Source organism: Mycobacterium sp. NGS63 (genome assembly GCF_059812295.1).
Window position 1 is genome coordinate 609,407 of the sequence record NZ_JCALCJ010000002.1, and the last position, 22,752, is coordinate 632,158.

Below are 22,752 nucleotides of genomic sequence, written 5' to 3' on the forward strand. Positions count from 1 at the left end.
GTCATGGGCGCCCGCTAATCCGGCTGCGACGGGACGGCCACCAGTTCGCGCGCCCGATCAGCGCGGCCAGCGCGGGAACCGTGATGGTGCGCACCAGGAAGGTGTCCAGCAGGATCCCCACGCCGATCACGAAGCCGCCCTGGACCACGGTGCCGATGCTGGAGAACAAGAGCCCGCACATCGAGGCGGCGAAGATCAGGCCCGCGGCGGTGATCACCCCGCCCGTCGACCCCAGGGTGCGGATGATGCCGTAGCGCAAGCTGTTCGGAGACTCGTCACGCATGCGTGACACGAGCAGCATGTTGTAGTCGGCCCCCACCGCGACCAACACCACGAAGGCCAGCGGCGGCACGCTCCAATGCAAATGCTGGCCCAGCAGGAATTGGAACACCAGCACGCCGATGCCCACCGCCGACAGATACGAAATGACCACGGAAGCAACCAGATACAACGGCGCGACGACGGCGCGCAGCAGCGCGACCAGGGTCAGCAGCACGACGAGCAGGGTCACCGCGATGATGAACCGGATGTCGTGCTGGTAGTAGTCGCGCGTGTCCTTCAGCCCGACGGTGTATCCGGACATCGACACCGTGGCGTCCGCCAACGCGGTGTTGGCCTGGGCTCCCCGGGCGGTCGCGGTGATCGCGTTGACCTGGTCCATGGCTTCGGTGCTGAACGGGTTGAGCTTGGTCTGGACCAGATACCGCACCGTGTGGCCGTCCGGCGAGATGAAAACCTTGGCGGCCTTCTGGAACTCCTCCAGATGCAGCAGCTGGGCCGGGATGTTGAACCCGGCCATCGCCGGTTGCGCGGCGTCCCGTTTCAGCGACAGCAGGAATGCCGCCGACTCGCTGAGCCCGGCGCCGAGCTGTTTGACCTGGTCGACGAGCTGGGCCACGGCGTCGGCCACCTCCCGGCTGCCCCCGGCGAACCGGTTGGCGCCGTCCTGCAGCTTGTCCAGGTTCGCCTGCAGCCCGCCGGGCTGGTCCATCCCCAGGGACCGCAGCACGTTGGTGAGCTTGGTCAGCGCGGCACGCAGGCGGTCCGTCGACGCCTTCAGCGCCCGCTTGTCCGGGTAGTCCTGCAACTGGTGGGCCAGATCGTCGATCGCGTCGAGGTCTGCCTGGTCGCGCCCGCCGGTCAGCCGCTCGAAAGTCCCGCGGGTGGCGGCGCACGACGCGTCGGCATCGCAGATCGGGTTGCCCTGCAGCGCGGCCAGCACCGGGCCGATCCAGGCGAACAGGTTCTTGCCGGCCGAGAAGTTCCAGCCCATGGCGTTGCTGAGCGAGTTGACGTGGTCGATGAGTTGCGCCGCGAGGTCGACCTCCTTGACCAGCGCGTCGCCGCTGTACTGGTTCTTCGCCGAGGAGAAGGCGTTCTCCAGTTCCTGCACCCCGGCGGCGAGCTGGTTGACCTTGCCGCGGACGTCGCCGAGGTTGTCGGCCAGCGTGCCGGCCCCGGCGGCCAGCCGGTTGAGGTCGCTGGTGTGGTCGTTGATCATGGTCGACCCGGTGGCCAACAGGGAGCCGATCGCGCCCGCCTGATAGGTGGCCCGGAACTGCTCGGGCACGTTCCCGGTGGGACGGGTGATGCCGCTGACCGCGGCGATGTTCGGCAGCTGGCTGACCCGGTCGGCCATCTGCTCCAGGTCCGCCAGGGCGTGCGGCGTGCGCAGGTCATGCGGCGACTGGACGAGGATGTATTCCGGGATGGACTGGTTGACCGGGAAGTGGCGGTCCAGCGCGGCGTATCCGATCGAGCTCGGAGCCGAGGGACGCAGGGCCTTGCGGTCGTCGTAGTTGTAGCGCACCAGGCCCGAGCAGCAGGCCAGCAGGATCAACACCAGCACGCTGGCGACCAGGTGGACCCTCGGGCGGCGCGCGATGCGGATGCCCGAACGCCGCCAGAACCCGGCGGTCAGTTCCCGCCGCGGCTTGACCCAGCCGCGCGGCCCGGCCACCACCAGGATCGCCGGCAGCAGCGTCACCGCCGCCAAAAAGGCCACCCCGATCCCGATCGCCGACGACGCCCCGACCGTCTTGAACACGCCCATCCGGGCGAAGCTGATCAAGAGGAAGGTGATTCCGACGGTGGCCGCGGACGCGGCGATCACCTTGCCGATCGAGATCATCGCCCGCCGGACCGCCTGGTCGTGGCTCGCGCCCGAGCGCAGATAGTCGTGATAGCGGCTGATCAGAAAGACCGCGTAATCCGTTCCGGCGCCGGCCATGATGGCGCTGAGAAACACGATGGACTGGTTCGAGACCCCCGAGCCGGTCAGCTGCGAGTAGCCGGCCACCAGCGCCTGCGCGATCACCAGGGACAACCCGATGGTGATCAGCGGCAACACCATGGTGACCGCGCTGCGGTACACCACCAGCAGGACGATGAGAACCAGCACGCCGATCGCCAACTCGATCGGAAGCCGATCGCGGTTGCCGGCGACGGTCAGGTCGGCGACGGTCGCCGCGGGACCGGTGAGATTCACGGTGAGGTGCGAGCCCGGCGGGGCGTGCTCCAACGTGTGTTTGACGACGTCGGCGATCTGGTTGAAGGCGGCGTACGACTGCGGCGTGCCCAATTCGCCGGCCACTCCGACCGGCAGCACCCACGCCTTGTTGTCCTTGCTGGTCACCACCGAGCGCAGGGCCGGGGTGCTGACGAAGTCCTGCACCATCACGACGTTTCGGGCGTCGCGGCGCAGCGCGTCCACCAGGTTGCGGTAGGCGGCCTCGTCGGCGGGGCCGAGCCCCCGGTCGTCGGTCAGGACCACCAGCAGGAGGTCTTCGGAGCCCGATTCGTGAAACGCCTCGGCCATCTTGCGGGCGGTGACGCTCGACGGCGCGTCGCTGGGCAGGATGGCGAGCGGATGTTTCTGGGCCATCTCGTTCAGGGAGGGCAGCGTCAGGGGGGCCGCGACCGCGATCGCGATCCAGATCCCGATCACCGCCCACGGCCACCGCACCACAAAATCGGTTAGCCGTCGCATATCGCCCTCACCCCGGGGCCGGCCCAGTCTCTCGAAGCCATCGAACTACTCCACGCTACGCAACGCGTCCCCAATGCCCGCTGTCGGCGACCCGTGCGCACACCGACCTCATCGCCTCGATATAGCGGACAACCGATTTCTGGGCGACCGGATTGTCGGGATACATGATCGCCATCGCCGTCCCCTCGCCGTACCGGAATACATAGATGGTCAGTTGGTAGGAAAACCGGCCGTCGGAGTAAATCCCGAGGTTGTTCGCGTAACCCAGGTCGGCGGCGGCCAGGACCGCATTGAGCGGAGCGGCGCCGCCATGCAAAAAGTTCGACACCGGGAAGTTCGGCTGCGGCCAGTTCAACCACGGCGCCAACTCCAATACCCGGTAATACGGCACCTTCGACAGGTCCAGGCCCGAATCGAAGGACGCCTGGGCCGCCCAAGCGGCGTCGCCGAACGAGGCCGCGGCGATCGGCACGGTGATCGGGACCAGGCCGGTGAACCAGCCCTGCGTCATGAAGTTGTCCGTGGTTCTGCGGGTGTCCCTCGGCGTCAGCCCGTAATACGTGAGGGCGCCCGTGAATTCGTGCTCGACCAGGGCGAAGCAGGCGAAGAGGCCGCCGATGAAGCGCGCGCCGACCGCCGTGCAGGCCGCTTCGAAGCGCTCCGTCTGCGCCGCGTCCATGAGCAGTTCGGAGACCATGTCACTGTCGCTGGGCTCTAGCGGGTTGCCGAGCGGAAGGGGGAATTCCGGAAAGCCGCCGTTATTGTTCTCGGCGAAATCGATCCACGCGCGCACCTGTGGCGAATCCAGGGTCAGCGTCGACACATATTGGCGCTCGCGGGAGCAGAACTCCTCGAAGCTGCCGGCGTCGGGCAGCGCGAGGGGTTCCCCGCCCCCGCTCAATGCCGCGTACATTCCGTTGGCCTCGAGCATGGTGGTGCCGATCAACGTCGCGTCACCGTGGACGTGATCCATGGCGGCAAAGAACGTGAAGTGGCCCTCGTTTTGGACGATCCCGAAGGTGAAGCACCCCCACTCCAATGGATTCGGGATGGCCACGACGTGCGCGCGTATTTCGTCGACGGTCATTTGCCCGTGGTCGATCGGCGCGAATTCGATGTCGGCGGGATCGCGCAGGGTATGCCTGACGAATTCGCCGTCGCCCGTGTGCTCGAACCAACTGCGAAACGTGTCGTGCCGGCGCAGGTAGGCGTTGACCGCGTGGTCCATGGCCGAAATGTCGCACTCGCCCGGCACTTCACAGGTGGCGATGATTTGCCGCGAAAAGTCCAGCCCGGCGCCCGTCCGCTCGTGGTAATTGCGAAGATGCTGGCCTTGCATGTAGCTCACCGGCACCGAGCTGACCGGCGCCTGACGGACCTTGTCGACCGCCGCCGCCGTCGGGTGCCAGGAGATGACCGACCCCGGCGACGGGTCCCAGTCGCCGAGCGAGCCGATCCGGATCTTCCCGATGCGCAATCTTTTCTCCTCGATCTGGACGGTTGCGGTGGGCCCCGCTGGTAGCGACACCAAGATAGCCTTCTTAACTATCAGCGGCGCCGACATGCGCGGATAGGCCCGCGGTCGCTCATCGGCACTGCAAGTGCCCCCGTGACGCAGCGGCCCGGCGTCGACGCCACGACCGACGATACTTGCGTCATGCGCCCCGCGAGCCACCCATAGTTGGCATACTTGCCGTCGGAGGTGATTCGGCTGCGGCAACCGGTCCGGCATGTGTACATTCGCCACGACGGTCGCTGCAGGGAGTACGCCGGGGGGATTCCGCCAGGTCTGGTCCTGGGTGCGCGAAATGAGCGGCCTGCGACGCGGTTCGGAGCGACCACGCCTCCGGCGCCGCAAGGCCCGCGGGCATCGAATCTTCCGATCGAAACAGGGAGGATAACCGCATGACATCCGTCGAAGACCCGAAGCGTGGGGCTTCGAGTGCCGAGGGTTTCGCGGGGTTCGCGATCGTCGGCTACGCGGCGCGGTTTCCGGGCGCCGCCGATGCCGACGAGTTCTGGCAGGTGCTGGCCGAGGGCCGGGACGCGATCTCCGAGGTGCCCTTCGACCGATGGGATGCCGACGAATTCTTCGACCCCGACCCCGACACCCCCGGGAAGGTCGTGACCCGTCGGGCGGGCTTCGTCGACGACGTGGCCGGCTTCGACGCGCCGTTCTTCGGCATGTCGACGCGCGAGGTCAGGTTGATGGACCCGCAGCACCGGCTCCTGCTGGAGACCGCGTGGCGGGCCGTCGAGCATTCGGGCACCGCGCCAACGGCTTTGGCGAACACCAACACCGGCGTGTTCGTCGGTTTGGCCACCCACGACTACCTGGGAATGGCGTCCGACGAGCTGACCTATCCCGAGATCGAGGCCTACATGGCGATCGGGACGTCCAACGCCGCGGCGGCGGGCCGGATCAGCTACCGGCTGGGGCTACAGGGCCCGTCGGTCGCCGTCGACACGGCGTGCAGCTCGTCGCTGGTGGCGATCCACCAGGCCTGCCAGGCGCTGCGCCTCGGTGAATGCGACCTCGCGTTGGCCGGCGGCGCGAACGTGCTCCTGACCCCGGCGACCATGATCACGTTCTCCCACGCGCACATGCTCGCGCCCGACGGGCGATGCAAGACGTTCGACGCGGCCGCGGACGGCTACGTGCGGGGCGAGGGCTGCGGCGTCATCGTCGTGAAGCGGCTCGAGGACGCGATCCGCGACGGCGACCGGATTCGCGCCGTCATCCGCGGCAGCGCGATCAACCAGGACGGGGCGTCGGGCGGGCTGACGGTGCCGAACGGCATTGCCCAGCAACGGGTTATCGCCGAGGCGCTCAAGCGCGCCGGGATCGCGCCCGGCGACGTCGGATACCTGGAGGCCCACGGGACCGGGACATCGCTGGGCGATCCGATCGAGGCGCAGGCCGCGGGCGCGGTGCTGGGCGCCGGCCGCGAGTCGGACCGGCCGCTGTTGATCGGTTCGGTGAAGACGAACATCGGGCATCTGGAAGCCGCCGCCGGCATCGCGGGCGTCATCAAGGTAATCCTGTCGCTCGAGCACGAGGTCTTGCCCCAGCACCTGCACTTCCGCAACCCGTCGCCGCACATTCCCTGGGACCGGCTCGCCGTGCAGGTGGTGCAGGAGCCCACCGCCTGGGAACGCAACGGCCGGCCGCGCATCGCCGGCGTCAGCTCGTTCGGGTTCGCCGGGACCAACGCCCACGTCATCATCGAAGAAGCCCCATCCCCGGTCGAAGCGGCCCCCGAGCCCGCGGTGGTGCCGAGCCCGGTCGAGGCGCCCGCGGACGGGCGGTTCAGCGTGCTGCCGCTGTCGGCGCGCACGCCCGCCGCGCTGGTGCAGATCGCCGATCACTACCGCAGCTGGCTGCGTGCGCACCCGGAGGCCACCCTGGCTGACCTGTGCTTCACCGCCGGGGTGGGGCGGGCGCACTTCGAGCACCGGGCCGCGCTGGTGGTCAATTCGATGGAATCCGCCCGGGAGTTGCTCGGCGCGCTCGCCGACGACCGCCCCGCACCCGGGCTGGTGCGCGGAACGTCCGACGACACGCCGAAGACCGCGTGGCTGTTCACCGGTCAGGGCAGCCAGTACGCCGGCATGGCCAGGGAGCTGTACGACACCGAGCCCGTGTTCGCCGAGACGCTGGACCGCTGCGCGGCGGCGGTCGCCGACGTTCTCGAAAAGCCTTTGCTGGACGTGATTTTCGACCTGGACGGCCCAGCCGCTGAAGAGACGCTACGGCAGACCACCTACGCCCAGCCGGCGCTGTTCGCGGTGGAGATGGGCCTGGCCCGCCTCTGGCAGTCGTGGGGCTTCGAACCCGACGTGGTGCTGGGTCACAGCGTCGGCCAGTACTCGGCGGCCTGTGTGGCCGGCGTGTTCAGCCTCGAGGACGGGGCGCTGCTGATGGCCGAGCGTGGCCGCCTGTTCGGCAGTCTGCCGGCGGGCGGTCGGATGGTCGCGGTGTTCGCCCCCGCCGAGCGGGTCGAGAGTCTCACCGACGAGTTCCCCAGCCTGTCGGTTGCCGCCTACAACGGCGCCAACACCGTGCTGTCGGGACCCGCGCAGGATCTGGACCAGGCGGTGGGCCGGCTGACCGCCGACGGCGTGCGCTGCGACTGGCTGGACACCAGCCACGCCTTCCACTCGGCGCTGCTGGACCCCATCCTCGACGAGTTCGAGGCCTACGCGAACCGCTTCGATTTCAGCCCGCCGCAACGGATCCTGGTGTGCAACCGCACCGGCGCCGCGCTGGGCCGCAGCGTCAAACTCGACGGCTCCTACTGGCGTCGCCACGCGCGCCAACCGGTGGAGTTCGCCAAGAGCGTGCGCACCCTGGCCGACCTCAGTTGCAAGGTGTTGCTGGAGATCGGCCCGCAGCCGGTGCTGACCGCGGCGGCCCTGCGGGCCTGGCCCGACCCGGCCACCGCGCCGCGGGCGATCGCGTCACTGCGGCGCAACACCGCCGACCACCGGCAGATCACCGAGGCGCTGGCCGACGCCTACGTCCTGGGCCACGTGCCCGACTTCGGCGCCGTCTCGGGGCCTGCGCGAAAGCTCGACCTGCCCACCTACCCGTTCCAGCACCGCCAGTACTGGTACCGGGACAACCGGGAACGCCCCAACCAGCAACAGAACATGCCCGTGAGCAGCGAGACCGTCCGCCTGCTCGAGGACGGCCGGATCGAGGAACTCGCCGCGCTGCTCGACGGCGCGAGCGGCAATCCGCAGACCGTTGCCGTGCTGACAAAGCTTGCCGCGCAACACAACCAACACCGCAGCTCCCGCTCCATCGCCGACGACCGCTACGAGATTCGCTGGGACAAGTCGACCGCCGCGGTCCCGGACGCGGAAGCCGACGAGGGATCGGCCTGGCTCCTCATCGGCGATGACGCCGAAGCGGTGGCGCCGTTGGTCGACGCGCTGGCCGCGCTCGGGCACCGGCACCAGCTGCTCGGGTTGCCGGCCTCCGACGCGGACGAGGAAGGGCTCGAGGCCGCGCTGCGCGGTGCGGTGGCCGACGATCCGGGGCTGCGCATCCTGCACGTCGCGGCCCTGGACTCCGACACCGCGTCCTCGATGCGCTCGCTGCTGCGGATGCAACACCGCGTCTTGGGCGGAACCCGGCGACTCTTCCGCGCGGCGGCCGCGGCCGAACTGCGCACACCCATCTGGGTGGTGACCCGCGGCGCGCAGCGGGTCACCGACTCCGACACCGTGTCACCGGATCAGAGCTGCCTGTGGGGATTCGGTCGCGCGGCCGCGCTGGAGCATCCGCAGGTGTGGGGCGGACTCGCGGACCTGGCCGAGGGGACCACCGACGAGTGGTCACGGCTGATCACCCGGCTGGCGGCGGCACCGCGCGCCACGGCCGTCAGGGAAGACCAGGTCGCGCTGCGCGATCAAGCGGTCTACGTCCCGCGGCTGGTGCGACGGGCCGGGCCGCCGGCCGCGACACCGCCGGCCGTGCGCGACGACGCCACCTACCTGGTGACCGGGGGACTGGGTTCGGTCGGGCTGGAGATCGCGGGATACCTGGCCGCCCACGGCGCAAAGCATCTGGTGCTGACCGGGCGGCGCGCGCCCAGCGACGCCGCGCAGGCGCGCATCGACGCGCTGCGCGATCAGCACGGCTGCGATTTCCGGGTCGTCGCGGCCGATGTCGCCGACGCGCACGACGTCGCGCGCCTGTTGGCCACGGTGCGGGCCGAGTTGCCGCCGCTGGCCGGCATCGTGCACGCCGCCGGCGAGATCGGCACCACGCCGCTGCGCACGCTGGACGACAGCGAACTGGATCGCGTGTTCGCCGGGAAGGTTTGGGGCGCCTGGCATTTGAGTGAAGCCGCGGCTGACCTGCAGCTGGACTTCTTCCTGAGCACGTCCTCGATCGCGTCGGTATGGGGCGGGTTCGGCCAGACGGCCTACGGCGCGGCCAACGCGTTCCTCGACGCTCTGGCCTGGCGGCTGCGCGAGCAGGGCATCCGCGGGATCAGCGTGAATTTCGGTCCCTGGTCGGCGGGCATGGCCGACGAGCAGGCGCGCGCGCGCCTGGCGCAGCGCGGCGTGCGGACGTTGTCGCCCGCCGACGCGCTGGCGGGCATGGCCGAGCTCCTGGCCACATCCGCGCCGGAGGCGGCGCAAGGACCCGTTCAAGGGGTCGTCGCCCGCATCGACTGGGCCCGCTTCCTGCCGCTCTACCAGCAAGCCGGGCGGCGCTCCTTCCTGGCGGAGCTGGAGCGCGAGGTGCCCGAGTCGATCGCGGCGCCGTCGTCCGGCGCGACCGGCACGACCCAACTGGTCGAACAGCTCGCCAACGCCCCGGTGCAGCGGCGCAAGAAGCTCGTCACGGACTACCTGCGGGAGGCGGTGGCGGAGGTGACGCGCGTCGACGCCGCGGAGATCCGCGAGGACGCCGGCTTCTTCGACCTCGGCATGGACTCGCTGATGGCCGTCGAATTGCGCCGCCGCATCGAGCAGGCGGTGGGCAAGGAGGTCCCCGCCACGCTGGCGATGGACTACCCGCGCCTGTCCGACGCGGCGGACTACCTGCTCGGCGACGTGCTCGGGCTGGGCGAACAGGCCGACGTCGCGGGCCGGCCGGCCACGGTGGTGACGGCGCGCACGGACGAGCCGATCGCGATCGTCGCGGTGGCGTGCCGTTTTCCCGGCGCGCCCGATCCCGAAGCGTTCTGGGAGGTGCTGTCCGGCGGGGTCGACGCGATCCGGGAGGTGCCGGAGGACCGCTTCGACATCGACGAGTTCTACGACCCGGACCCGGAGACCCCCGGCAAGATCTACAGCCGCTTCGGGGGATTCCTCGACGAGATCGACGGCTTCGACCCGGAATTCTTCGGCATTTCCCCCCGCGAGGCGGTGTGGATCGATCCGCAGCAGCGGCTGATGCTGGAGACCGCGTGGGAGGGCCTCGAACGTGCCGGGTACTCCCCGGGCGCGTTGCGCGGCAGCCGCAGCGGCATCTTCGTCGGGGTGGGTGCCAACGAGTACTCGCATCTGCTGTCGTCCGACTCGGTCGACAAGCTCGAGCCGCACTTCATCACCGGCAATGCGCTCAATGCGATTTCGGGCCGGGTCGCCTTCGCGCTCGGGTTGGAGGGACCGGCGGTCGCCGTCGACACCGCGTGCAGCTCGTCGTTGGTGGCCGTCCACCAGGCTTGCCAGGCGCTGCATTCCGGTGACTGCGACCTGGCGCTGGCCGGCGGGGTCAACGTGCTGCTGAGCCCGGTGTCCGTCATCGCCGCGTCGCGCGCGAGGATGCTCTCGCCCGTCGGGCGCTGCAAGACCTTCGACGCCTCGGCCGACGGGTATGTGCGCAGCGAAGGCTGCGGGATCCTGGTGCTCAAGCGGATGAGCGACGCGCTGCGCGACGGCGATCGCGTGTGCGCGGTCATCCCGGGCAGCGCGGTCAACCAGGACGGCGCCTCCAGCGGCCTGACGGTGCCCAACGGCGGTGCGCAGCAACGGCTTATCACCGCGGCGCTGGGCCGCGCGGGTCTGACCGGCGGGGACGTCGACTACCTCGAGGCCCACGGGACGGGCACCGCGCTGGGTGACCCGATCGAGGTGCAGGCGGCCGGGGCCGTCTACGGCGCCGCGCGCGATGCCGACCGGCCGTTGCTGATGGGCTCGGTGAAGACCAACATCGGGCACCTCGAGTCGGCATCCGGCGTCGCCGGCCTGATCAAGGTCGTGCTGTCGCTGCAGCACGAGATGCTGCCGCAAAGCCTGCACTTCGAGACGCCGTCGCCGCACATCCCGTGGGACTCGCTGCCAGTGCGGGTCGTGGACCGGGCGGTGCCGTGGCAGGCCAACGGCAGGCCGCGGCGCGCCGGCGTGAGCTCCTTCGGGTTCACCGGCACCAACGCCCACGTGCTGATCGAGGAGGCGCCGTCGCAATCGGCGACCGCCGACGAGTACTCGACGGGCGCCCCGCTCGCCGACGCCGCCGAGGCACTGCCGTCGGGCGAGCAGGGCGAGCCGGTCGACGTGCTGCCGCTGTCCGCGCGCTCACCGCAGGCGCTGGTGGCGTTGGCGCAGCGTTACGGGGACTGGTTGAACGCCCACCCCAAGGTCGACATCGCCGAGGTGTGTTACACGGCCGGGGCCGGGCGTTCGCATTTCGAGCACAGGGCCGCGCTGGTGGTCGATTCGGTCCAGAGCGCCCGCGAGGGCCTGGCCGAGCTGGCCGAGAACCGGGCGCGGCCGGGCGTCCTGCGCGGCGAGTGCGCCGACCCGCCGACGACGGCGTGGCTGTTCACCGGGCAGGGCAGCCAGTACCCGGGGATGGCACGCGAATTGTTCGACGCCGAGCCCGTATTCGCCGACGCGGTGACCCGCTGCGCCGACGCGATCGGTGCGATGTTGCCGCGCCCGTTGCTGGACGTGATGTTCGCCACCGGCGGTGAGGCCGGAGAAACGTTGCGGCACACCTCGTTTGCCCAGCCAGCGCTGTTCGCCGTCGAGATGGGCCTGGCCCGGCTGTGGCAGTCCTGGGGCATCGAGCCCGACGTGGTGCTGGGGCACAGCGTCGGCCAGTACGCGGCGGCCTGCGTGGCCGGGGTGTTCAGCCTCGAGGACGGGGCCCGGCTGATGGCCGAGCGCGGCCGGCTGTTCGGCAGCCTGCCCGAGGGCGGGCGAATGGTGGCGGTGTTCGCCGACGCGAAGTACGTCGAGGAGATCGCCACCGAGTGCCCCCGCGTCTCCGTCGCCGCCTACAACGGCCCCAACACGGTGCTGTCGGGTCCGGGTGAGGACCTCGAACAGATCGTCGGCAAGTGCGGCAACGACGGGGTCCGGTGCAGCTGGCTGGAAACCAGCCACGCATTCCATTCGGAGCTGCTGGAGCCGGTGCTCGATGAATTCCAGTCATACGCGGCCGGCCTGCAGTTCGGGGTGCCGACGTTGCCGCTGGTGTGCAACCGCACCGGCGCGGTGCTCACGGCCGAAACCCCGCTGGACGCGCAGTACTGGCGGCGGCATTCCCGCCAGCCGGTGCAGTTCGCCGAAAGCGTGCGCACCGTGGCGGCGCTGGGCTGCTCGGTGCTGATGGAGATCGGCCCGCAACCGGTGCTGACCGGGGCCGCGGTGCAGATCTGGCCGGAACACCTGGCCGCGCCGCGCGCGATCGTTCCGCTGCGCAAGGGCGTCGGCGACCGCCGCCAGATCGCCGAGGCGCTGGGCGCGGCCTACGTCAGCGGCCATCGGCCCAAGTTCGCCGCGCTGCAACGCCTGCCGCGCCGCAGGCTCGAGCTGCCCACCTACCCGTTCCAGCGCCGTCGCTTCTGGCCGAGGAGTGCGGGCGTCAGCGGCATCGCCGTGGACGGCACCGGCGTATCCGGAATCCTCGGTGGCGCAAAGGATCTCGCGTCCGGCGACTCCGTCTACACCAGCCGGCTGTCGGTCAAGTCGCAGCCGTGGCTGTCCGATCACGTCATCTACGGCACCGTCGTGGTTCCGGGCGCGACCTACGCGGCGATGGCGCTGGCCGCCGTGGGGCCGCCGGCTCGGGTCCAAGACGTCTTCTTCTACGAGCCGATCATCTTGCCCGAGAAGAGCTCCCGCGAGGTGCAGCTGACGCTGCATCCCCTCGAAGACGGCGGCTGGAGCTTCCGGGTGCACAGCCGCCCCTACGGTGTGCGTGACGCCGAATGGTCGCTGAACGCCGACGGCACGGTCATCGCCGGCGTCGCCGATGACGGGGACGGGCCGCAGGCCGAGCCGGAGGACTCCTTCGACGCGGAGATCGAGCGGATGGAGCGCCTGCGTCCGCAGCAGCTGTTCGAGACCTTCGCCGACATGGAGCTGGCCTGGGGGCCCGCCTGGTCGAATTCGCTGAAATCGCTGTGGGTCGGCGAGGGCGAGGCGATCGGCGATGTCACCGTCGGCGAGGAACTCACCGAACACCTTGGGGCCGAGCCGATCCACCCGGTTCTGCTCGACCTGTGCACCGGGGTCGCCTTCCCGGCCTTCCCGGCGCTCCTCGCCGCCGAGCAGGGGGTCAGCGACCTGTTCCTGCCGCTGCGGTACGGGCGGGTCGAGCTGACAGAGAAGATGCCCCGGCGGTTCTACTGCCGCGCGAGGTGGCACACCAGCGGCCTCGACAGCGAGACCCAGGTCTTCGATCTCGACTTCGTCGACCGAAATGGCCGCCGCCTGGGCGGGATCCGCGAGTTCACGGTGAAACGCGCGCCCCGCGAGGCGTTGCTGCGCGGACTCGGCGGCGATGCCACCCGGCTGCTGTACGCCCTGGGCTGGCACGAGGTGCCGCTGCCCGCCCCGAGCGGTGAGGACGGGGCCGCGCTCGGCACCTGGCTGGTCGCCGGATTCGACGAGCTGGCGGCCGAGCTGCCGGGCTGCATCCCCTTCGACCGGGCCTCGAAGGTGGGGCAGCTGCTGGCCGACGCGCACGAGCGCGGGATGCCGTTCTCCGGCATCGTGTGGCGCGGCGCTGGGCCGGGCGCGCACGAGTCGAGCGCCGATTCCGCCGCGCGCCTGGAAACCGAGATCGCCCAGCTGCTCGACGCCGTGCACGCGCTGCAGGCCGACGGGGCAGTCAAGCTTCCCGGTGGGCTGTGGATCGTCACCGAGCGGGCCGTGGCGACCGAATCCGGCGAGCCGGTCGACCCGGTGCAGGCGGCGCTGTGGGGGCTGGGGCGCACCATCGTCAACGAGGAACCGGCCCTGCGCTGCAAGCTGGTTGATTGCGACGGGTCGCCCGAGGCCGTGCGCCTGCTGGCCGGGCTGCTCGGCGCGCCCGTGGACGAACCCGAACTCGCGCTGCGGCAAGGGAAGTTCCTGGCATCCCGGTTGCTGCAGTGGTCGCGCAGCGGTCAGCTCGCGGTACCGCGGGGAACCGACTACGCCCTGGCGCCCACCGAACGCGGGGCGATCGACAACCTGCGGCTGACCGAGGCGGAGGTGCCGCCACCGGGCGAGGGCTATGTGCAGGTCCGGGTGGAGGCCGCCGGCCTGAACTTCCGCGACGTGCTCAACGTGCTGGGCCTCTACCCGGGCGACCCGGGGCCGATCGGCGGCGACTTCGCCGGCACCGTCACGCAGTTGGGTGACGGTGTCACGGGGCTCGAAATCGGCCAGCGCGTCTACGGTTTCATGCAGGGCGCGTTCGCCAGCCGGTTCAACGTGCCGGCGCAGCTGCTGGCGCCGATTCCCGACGGGGTGAGCGCGGTTGCCGCGGCGACCATTCCCGCCGCGGCGCTGACGGCCCGGCTCGCGTTCGACTGGGCGCAGCTGAAGCCCGGCGACCGGGTGCTCATCCACGCCGCCAGCGGCGGGGTCGGATTGGCCGCCATCCAGATGGCCCAACAGCACGGTGCGATCGTCTTCGCCACCGCCAGCACCTACAAGCGCGCGACGCTGCGCAAGCTGGGCGTGGAATACGTCTACGACTCGCGCAGCACGGATTTCGCGGACCAGATCCTCGCCGACACCGAGGGCGCCGGCGTGGACGTGGTGCTCAACAGCCTGACCAACGAGGGGTTTGTCGAGGCGACCGTGCGGGCCACCGCCCAGAATGGCCGCTTCGCCGAGATCGCCAAGCGGGACATCTGGACTCCGGAGCAGATGGCCGCGGCGCGTCCCGACATCGCCTACGAGATCGTCGCGCTGGACACGGTCACGTTCTGTGAGCCCGAGCGCATCCGCGCTCTGCTGGGCGAGGTTTCGGACGGGTTGGCCAAGGGTGAGTGGACGCCGCTGCCCGCCGAGATCTACCCGCTGACGCAGGCGAAGACGGCGTTTCGCCGGATGCAGCAGGCGCGGCACATCGGCAAGATCGTGCTGCAAATGCCGAATCCGCTTTCACCCCGCGGCGATCGGAGCTACCTCATCACCGGTGGGCTCGGCGCGATCGGCCTGCACACTGCCGCGTATCTGGCCCAACTCGGTGCCGGTGACATCGTGTTGACGAGCCGGCGCGCGCCCGACGCGGACGCGCGGCGGGCCATCGACGACATCACCGAGCGCTACCGCTGCCGCATCCACACCTTCTCGGCCGACATCGGCGACGAGTCCGAGGTCGCCACGCTGCTGGAGCGGATCCGCGCGGAGTTGCCTCCGCTCGCCGGGGTGGTGCATCTGGCCGGCGTGCTCGACGACGCGCTGCTGTCTAAGCAGAGCGTGGAGCGGTTCCGGACGACGTTGGCGCCCAAGGCGTTCGGCGCCTGCTACCTGGACCGGTTGACGCGGGACGACGACCTCGACTTCTTCATCGTGTCCTCGTCGGTGTCGAGCCTGCTGGGTTCGCCCGGCCAGGCCAACTACTCGACCGCCAACGCGCTGCTCGACGGGCTGGTGGCGCAGCGACGGGCGCAGGGCCTGCCGGCGACCGGCGTCAACTTCGGTCCCTGGGGCAAGGGCGGCATGGCGTCGTCGGAGGCCGCGCGCGCCAATATCGGTGCGCAGGGCCTGATTCCGTTGGAACCCTCGGCCGCGCTCAGCGCGCTGGCCGAGGTCGTCGCCAACGGCGCCGGGCAGGCCACCGTCATCAAGGCCAACTGGCAGCGTGCCGCCAAGGTGCTGGGCGCTTCCCGCCCGCCGATCCTCGACCTCGTCTTGCCGAGCGAGATGACGGAGGCGACCGGCGACAGCGAGTTGCTGCGGCAGCTGCAGGAGATACCGGTGGCGCAGCGCGCCAGCTTCATCACCGAATTCCTGCAGCGCGAAGTGCAGGGCTTCCTGCGGCTCGCGCAGCCGCCCGCCGCGACCAGCCGGTTCTTGGACCTGGGCACGGATTCGCTGATGGCGGTCGAACTCCGCAACCGGTTGCACAGCCAGTTCGGTGGCGCGTTCACGATCAACGCCACCGCGGTGTTCGACTACCCGACGATCGGTGGGCTCGGCGAGTATCTCGCGAGCCAGCTGCCCGAGCCGGAATCCGATGCGGGGCAGGCGGAACCCGAGTCGGAACCCGAGTCGGAGCCCCCGGCGGAGGCCGCGACGGAAGCTGCCGGCGCGCCCGAAGCGGCCGGCGAGGAAGTCAGTCGCTGATATCGAATCCGGTGATGACCTTGGTCGGGCGCACGCGCACTACCAGCTCACCGGGAACGGCGTTGCGGCGGCCGAACTCGTCGGCGCGGTCGGCGCCCATGTAGCGCGCGCCGGTGCGCGTTGCGACGTCGAGCACGTCCGCGGGATCCTCGCTCACCGCCGCCACACCCTGCACCTGCACGAACGAGTAGGGCGGGTGCGGGTCGTCGACGCACATCACCACCCGCGAATCACGGGCCAGCGCACGGCCTTTCGACGTGTCCCGGCCGGTGTTGAACGCCAGCCGGCCATCGTCGACCACGAACCACACCGGCGCCACCAGGGGCCTGCCGTCGGCGGCGACATAGCCGAGCATGCCGGTGCGGGTGCCGGCCGACAGAAACTCGACGACCCGGTCCGACAGCTCGGCCATCGTCAGAGCCGGGCCAGGTCGTAGTCGCCGAGGTGGTCGATCAGGTTGTGCAGGTGGTCGCCCGAGGTGCCCAACGTGTGCTCGATCGCGGTGAGCCGCGCCGCGTAGTGGCTGACCGGATATTCCGCGGTCACACCGATGCCGCCGTGCATCTGGATCGACTCCTGCGCGATGTGCCGGCCGGACCGGCCGATCTGCACCTTGGCGCGCGAGGCGATCAGCGGGTCCAGGGTGCCGTCGGCGATGGACATGGCGGCGTACAGGCTCATGCTGCGCGCCAATTCCAGCGACACGTACATGTCGGCGGCCCGCTGGGTGAGCGCCTGGAACTTGTTGAGCGTCACGCCGAACTGCTTGCGGGTCTTGAGGTAGTCGGTGGTCAGGCGCAGCGCCTCCTCCATCGCCCCGACCGCCTCGGCGCACAACGCCGACTGGATGCGGATGACCGCGTCGCGGATGGCCGCTGATGCATCCGAGCCGTTTCCGAGGGGCTCCGCGGGCGCGGAGTCCAATTCGACCTGTGCGCCGCGTTGTCCGTCGAAGGTCCGGTACGGATGCCGGGTCACTCCGCCGGTCTCCGGGCCGGCGTCGACCAGGAACAGGCCGGTCCCGCCGTCCGGCAACGCGGCGCTGACCACCAGCGCGTCGGCGCAGTCACCGGCCAGCACCGGGTTCTTTTGCCCGCTCAACGTCCACGAATCGCCTTGCCGCACAGCCTGAGTCGTGACCGCGGCCGCCGGCGTGCGCTGGCCGGGTTCCAGGTGGGCGAAGGCCAGCAGGCGTTGGCCGGCGGCGACCTCGTCGAGCTGCTGCTTCTGTTCGTCGGTACCCAGCCCGGCGATCAGCGCACCCGGCGCCAGCGCGGCGTGCAGGATCGGCTCGGGGGCCAACCGGCGCCCGACCTCGGTGAGCACCACCGCGATCTCGATCTGGCCCGCCTCGTCCGGTTCGAACCCGAGGCCGAGAATCCCGGTGTCGGCGAGCTGGCTCCACACCTCGCGGCTCCAGCCGAGATCGGTGGCGATGACCTTGTTGCGGCTCTCCGGGTCGTAGGTGCGCGACAGCAGGTCGCGGGTGGTGTCGCGGAGCAGTGCCTGCTCGTCGCTCAGCTGAAAGTCCATGGCTGCCTCACAATCCGAGAATGGTGGACGCGATGATGTTGCGCTGCACTTCGCTGCTGCCGCCGTAGATCGACGTCTTGCGATAGTTGAGATAGTGCGGGGCACTGGTTTGCGCCCAGCCCGGCGACGCAATGTCCTCCCCGTTGGCGGGCAGCGCGTCCGGGCCGGCCACCTCGACCAGCAGCTCGGTGGCGATCTGCTGCAGCTGGCTGCCGCGCAGCTTGAGCACCGACGACGCGGGGTTAGGCTGCCCGTCGGCGGAGTCCGAGACCACCCGCGACTGCGTGAGTTCCAGGGCCAGCAGCTCGTTTTCGGCTTCGGCCAACCGGGCCGCGAACAGCGGATCGCCGAGCACCCCGGTCGCCGCGGCATACTTTTTCACCTCGGCCAGGCGCACCTTGGTGCGGCCCACCCCGGCGATCCCGGTGCGCTCGTTGCCCAGCAGGAACTTCGCGTACGTCCAGCCCTGATTCTCTTCCCCCACAAGCTGGTTGGCCGGCACCCGCACGTCTTCGAAGAAGACCTCGTTGATTTCCTGGCCCCCGTCGATCGTCTTGATCGGCCGCAGCGTGATGCCCGGCGTGCTCATGTCGAAGAGCAGAAACGAGATCCCGGCCTGCCGCTTGGGCGCCTGCGGGTCGGTGCGCACCAGGCAGAAGATCCAGTCCGCGTACTGCCCGAGCGTCGTCCACGTCTTCTGGCCGTTGACCACGTAGTGCTCGCCGTCGCGGACCGCGGTGGTGCGCAGCGAGGCCAGATCCGAGCCGGCCTCGGGCTCGGAGAAGCCCTGGCACCACCAGATGTCGAGGCTGGCCGTGGGCGGCAGGAAGCGCTGTTTGATTTCCTCGGAACCGAATTCGGCGATCACCGGGCCGACCATCTTGGTGTTGAAGTTCAACGGCTCGGGCACGCAAGCCAGTTGCATCTCGTCGGCCCAGATCTGATGCTGGGTGGGCGTCCAGTCCTTGCCGCCCCACTCCACCGGCCAGTTCGGCACGGCCAGGCCGTGCTCGTGCAGGATCTTGTGGCTGGTGACGATGTCCTCGCGGCGCACCGACGCCGCGCCCCTGCGCATCCGCTCGCGCAGCTCCTCGGGGATCTTGGTGGTGTAGAAGGTGCGCAGCTCGTCGCGGAACGCGGCTTCCTCGGGTGTGAGCGCCAATTGCATGGCAGCCTCCTTCGTCTGGGGGTGAGCGCGGCGACCCGCCGCGGATGAGGGTGCCCGGTCCCGGTCGAACGCTTCGTCTTCCATCTTGACCCATCGCGTTCGGCGGTTGTGCACAGCCTCGGATTAGTCCACACACCGGAGCCCCGAACCCGTCGCGGGGGCCGTCCTGGCGGTCGGCGCGCCTACGGTCGGCGCATGCGAACAGAACTGCCCGCCGAGCGGCTGCACCGCCGGCTCGGCGCCGACCCCGACACCGATGCGCACGCCGACGACGATTCCGACGGTGCCGCGGACGAGGACCAGAACTCGCTGCTACCGCGGTGGCTGCCCGACGCCGCCGAGGGACGCGGCTGGGTGGCGAGGCTGCGCGCGGACCCCGGTCGCGCAGGCACCATCGCGCTGGCGGTCGTCGCCGCCCTCGCCGTCCTGGTCACGGTGTTCACCCTGCTGCGTGACCGGCCAGCGCCGGTGATGTCGGCCAAGCTGCCGCCGGTGGAGAAGGCGCACACGGCGGACCCGAGATCGTCCGCGAGCCCGGGAGCCGGGCCGCCGGCCGGACGCGACGGGCCGGTCGTGGTCAGCGTGGTCGGCCTGGTGCGCACCCCGGGGCTGGTCACCCTGGCGCCGGGCGCGCGCGTCGCCGACGCGCTGCAGGCCGCCGGGGGCCCGGTCAACGGCGCCGACACCATCGGCCTGAATATGGCGCGACCGGTCGGCGACGGCGAGCAGATCGTGGTCGGGCTCGCCCCCGCGCCGGGGCAGCCGACGGCGCTGGGCAGCTCGGTGGGCGCCGGCACGCCGGCGACGTCCCGGGCGCCCGGACCGGCGGGCCCGGTGTCGGGAACCGGGAAGCCCAAGGCCGGAGAGGTGGTCGACCTCAACACCGCGTCCGTGGAGCAGCTGGACGCCCTGCCCGGGGTCGGACCGGTCACCGCCGCCGCGATCGTGGCCTGGCGGCAGGCCAACGGCAAGTTCACCAGCGTCGATCAGCTCGCCGACGTCGACGGCATCGGCCCGGCGCGGCTGGAAAAACTGCGCCCGCTGGTCCGTGTCTGACACCGGTGCGCCAGGCGGCCCATGGCGAATCGGTTTCGCACGTCGACGTGCGGTTGGTGCCGGCCGCGCTCACCGGCTGGGTCGTCACCGCCGCCGGGATCTGGTGGCCGGTGGGACGGGCGGTGGCGGCCTGCTGCGTGCTGCTGGCCGCCGCCGGCGCCGCGCTGGCCTGCTCCGCGCGGAGCCGGCGCGGCCGCACCCGGCGGCTGCCGGCCGTCGCCGCCGGCCTGGTGGCGGTCGGCGTGGTGGGGGCGGGGTTTGGGCTGGCGATCGCGCTGCGCTCCGACGCGGTAGGTCGCCACCCGATCACCGCGGCGTTCGGCATGGCCGTCCCGGTGACGGTGACGCCCACCGAGAGCCCGCTGCCCTTGGGGAGCAGCCGGCTGATGTTCCGGGCCACCCTGCGGCGCCTTCGCGACGAGGAGGTGTCGGGCCGGGTGGTCGTGTTCGCCCGGGCCGCGGATTTCGGCGACCTGATGGTGGGCCGGCCGGTGCGGTTCACCGCGCGCGTCGGCCGCCCGACCCGCCGTGACCTGACGGTCGCGGTGCTCAACGCGTCGGGCCGCCCGACCATGGGCACCGCCGGCGCGGTGCAGCGGGCCGCTCATGCCGTGCGGGGCAGCTTCGCCCGTACCGTCCGCGACACCTTGCCCGCCGACGAGGCGGCCATGCTGCCCGCGCTGGTGCTGGGCGACACCTCGGCGGTCACCGGCGAGACCAGCCGCGACTTCCGGGCCGCGGGCATGACGCACCTGACGGCGGTGTCGGGGGCCAACGTCACGATCGTGTGCGCGGCAGTGCTGTTCTCGGCCCGGTTGATCGGCCCGCGCGCGGCCGTCGCGCTCGCCGCGGTTGCACTCGTCGGGTTCGTCATCGTCGTGCAGCCGACGCCCAGCGTGTTGCGGGCGGCGGTGATGGGCGCCATCGCGTTGACGGGCGTGCTGTCTTCCCGTCGGCGGCAAGCGATTCCGGCGCTGTCGGCCACCGTGCTGCTGTTGCTGGCGGTGGCCCCGCACCTGGCCGTCGACGTGGGGTTCGCGCTGTCGGTGCTGGCGACCGCGGCGCTGATCGTCATCGCGCCGGTCTGGTCGCGCCGCCTGGTCGGCCGGGGCTGGCCCAAGCCGCTGGCGGACGCGGTGGCCGTCGCGTGCGCGGCGCACGCGGTGACCGCCCCACTGGTCGCCGGCATCTCGGGACGGCTCAGCCTGGTGGCCGCGGCGGCCAATCTCGCGGTGGCACCAGCGATCGCGCCGATCACCGTGCTCGGCAGCGCGTCGGCCGCGTTGTGCATGCTCTGGCCGGCCGGGGCGCAGCTGTTGATCCGGTTCACCGGGCCCGAACTGTGGTGGGTCTTGCGGGTGGCGACATGGTCGGCGCGCGTGCCCGCGGCGACGGTGCCCGTCCCGGCCGGGGCGGCCGGCGTGGTGGTGGTCGGCGCGGGCACGCTGGCGGTGTTTGCCGGGGGTGCGCTGCTGTGGCGGTGGCGCTGGTTTCGCCGGGCGGCCGGGCTGGCCGGAGCCGGCGTCGTCATGTGCGCGGTGGCCTGGTCTGTTTCGCTTCTCGTCGCACCCGCGTGACACCATCGTGGGGTGAGCGACATTGCGCAGCTGCACCTGGTCCTGGGAGACGAGGAGCTGCTGGTCGAGCGGGCCGTGGCCGACGTGCTGCGGGCGGCGCGCACGCGGGCCGGTGGCTCGGAGAACCCGGACGTCCCGGTCAACCGGATGCGCGCCGGCGACGTCGACGCCTACGAGCTCGCCGAGCTGCTGAGCCCGTCGCTGTTCGCCGACGAGCGCATCGTCGTGCTCGAGGCCGCCGCCGAAGCGGGCAAGGACGCCGCCGCGGTGATCGCCGCGGCCGCCGCCGACCTCCCGACGGGCACGGTGCTGGTGGTGGTGCACTCCGGCGGCGGCCGGGCCAAGGCGCTGGCCACCGAGCTGCAGTCGCTGGGTGCGGAGGTGCATCCGTGCGCGCGCATCGGCAAGCTGAGCGAGCGCATCGACTTCATCCGCAAGGAGTTCCGCGCGCTGCGGATCAAGGTGGACGAGGAGACGGTGACCGCCCTGCTGGATGCCGTCGGCTCCGACGTGCGCGAGCTGGCCGCCGCGTGTTCGCAGCTGGTCGCCGACACCGCCGGCGACGTCGACGCCGCCGCGGTGCGGCGCTATCACAGCGGCAAGGCCGAGGTGAAGGGCTTCGACATCGCCGACAAGGCGGTGGCCGGCGACATCGCGGGGGCCACCGAGGCGCTGCGCTGGGCGATGATCCGCGGCGAGCCGCTGGTGGTGCTGGCCGACGCGCTGGCCGAGGCCGTGCACACCATCGGCCGCGTGGGCCCGCTGTCCGGCGACCCCTATCGCCTGGCCTCGCAGCTGGGGATGCCGCCCTGGCGCGTGCAGAAGGCCCAAAAACAGGCCCGGCGCTGGTCGCGCGAGACGGTGGCGACCGCGATGAAGGTGGTGGCCACGCTCAATGCCAACGTCAAGGGGGCCGTCGCCGACGCGGACTACGCGCTGGAATCCGCGGTCAGGCGGGTCGCCGAGTTGGCCGCCGACCGCGGCCGCTGAAGCAGCCGCTCAGAGCTTGTTGAGGGCCCGCGCCAGGGCCGACTTCTTGTTCGCCGCCTGGTTCTTGTGGATGACGCCCTTGCTGGCCGCCTTGTCCAGCTTGCGGTTGGTCGACAGCAGCAGCTCGGTGGCCTTTTCCTTGTCGCCGGCGTGGGTGGCCTCGCGGAACGCGCGCACGGCCGTGCGCAGCGACGACTTCACCGCCTTGTTGCGCAGTCGGGCGCGCTCGTTCGTCCGGTTGCGCTTCTGCTGCGACTTGATGTTGGCCACGCGTCAGTTCCTTCTTCGAATCCGTGCTTGCGGTGTTTTCGGGGGCGTCCCACACCCGATGGCGACTGCCCAGGTTATCAGCCGCCCGCGCGTTCTCCCAAAAAAGGGGCGCGTGGCCTGCCGATACGCGG

General features: G+C 70.9%; 10 protein-coding genes. 4 read left to right on the forward strand and 6 right to left on the reverse strand.

The window, feature by feature from the left end; translation table 11 throughout:
* Position 1: 1 nt before the first annotated feature.
* Together AC5Y4Z_RS06135 and AC5Y4Z_RS06140 are read right to left on the reverse strand one after the other, a co-directional pair.
* Positions 2-2,989, reverse strand: coding sequence for an MMPL/RND family transporter (locus AC5Y4Z_RS06135; protein ID WP_499961464.1), 2,988 nt, complete (start codon positions 2,987-2,989; stop codon positions 2-4).
* Between the two features lie 55 nt (positions 2,990-3,044).
* The gene (locus tag AC5Y4Z_RS06140; protein WP_499961864.1) at positions 3,045-4,466 is read right to left on the reverse strand and encodes a condensation domain-containing protein; all 1,422 of its coding nucleotides are present in this window, start codon (positions 4,464-4,466) and stop codon (positions 3,045-3,047) included.
* A gap of 428 nt (positions 4,467-4,894) precedes the next feature.
* Here AC5Y4Z_RS06140 and AC5Y4Z_RS06145 point away from each other — a divergent pair, with 428 nt between their 5' ends.
* Positions 4,895-16,027 (forward strand): type I polyketide synthase, encoded by an 11,133-nt coding sequence (locus AC5Y4Z_RS06145; protein WP_499961467.1) that lies wholly within the window; start codon positions 4,895-4,897, stop codon positions 16,025-16,027.
* Here the strand turns inward: AC5Y4Z_RS06145 and AC5Y4Z_RS06150 are convergent.
* Genes AC5Y4Z_RS06150 through AC5Y4Z_RS06160 form a run of 3 tightly spaced genes read right to left on the reverse strand, consistent with a single transcriptional unit; the run spans position 16,017 to position 18,728 of the window.
* Positions 16,017-16,439: a PPOX class F420-dependent oxidoreductase gene (locus AC5Y4Z_RS06150; RefSeq protein ID WP_499961470.1), complete on the reverse strand. Its 423-nt coding sequence runs from the start codon at positions 16,437-16,439 to the stop codon at positions 16,017-16,019. The two genes, AC5Y4Z_RS06145 and AC5Y4Z_RS06150, sit on opposite strands and share 11 nt — an antisense overlap.
* Positions 16,440-16,441: 2 nt before the next feature.
* On the reverse strand, positions 16,442-17,560 hold the full coding sequence (locus AC5Y4Z_RS06155; protein WP_499961475.1) for an acyl-CoA dehydrogenase family protein: 1,119 nt from the start codon (positions 17,558-17,560) through the stop codon (positions 16,442-16,444).
* A gap of 7 nt (positions 17,561-17,567) precedes the next feature.
* Positions 17,568-18,728, reverse strand: a complete 1,161-nt coding sequence (locus AC5Y4Z_RS06160) for an acyl-CoA dehydrogenase family protein (RefSeq protein WP_499961477.1) — start codon at positions 18,726-18,728, stop codon at positions 17,568-17,570.
* A gap of 195 nt (positions 18,729-18,923) precedes the next feature.
* Between AC5Y4Z_RS06160 and AC5Y4Z_RS06165 the strand changes: the two genes are divergently transcribed.
* Genes AC5Y4Z_RS06165 through holA form a run of 3 tightly spaced genes read left to right on the forward strand, consistent with a single transcriptional unit; the run spans position 18,924 to position 22,351 of the window.
* A complete protein-coding gene (locus AC5Y4Z_RS06165) occupies positions 18,924-19,784 on the forward strand; it encodes a ComEA family DNA-binding protein (protein WP_499961480.1) in 861 nt (286 codons plus the stop codon).
* Positions 19,785-19,831: 47 nt separating this feature from the next.
* Complete coding sequence (locus tag AC5Y4Z_RS06170) at positions 19,832-21,361, forward strand: ComEC/Rec2 family competence protein (protein WP_499961866.1); 1,530 nt, start codon at positions 19,832-19,834, stop codon at positions 21,359-21,361.
* A gap of 30 nt (positions 21,362-21,391) precedes the next feature.
* Entirely contained in the window at positions 21,392-22,351 is a 960-nt protein-coding gene (holA, locus tag AC5Y4Z_RS06175; RefSeq protein WP_499961868.1) for a DNA polymerase III subunit delta, read from the forward strand.
* Positions 22,352-22,360: 9 nt separating this feature from the next.
* On the opposite strand, the gene rpsT is transcribed toward holA, so the two are convergent.
* On the reverse strand, positions 22,361-22,621 hold the full coding sequence (gene rpsT, locus AC5Y4Z_RS06180; RefSeq protein ID WP_499961483.1) for a 30S ribosomal protein S20: 261 nt from the start codon (positions 22,619-22,621) through the stop codon (positions 22,361-22,363).
* Positions 22,622-22,752 lie beyond the last annotated feature (131 nt).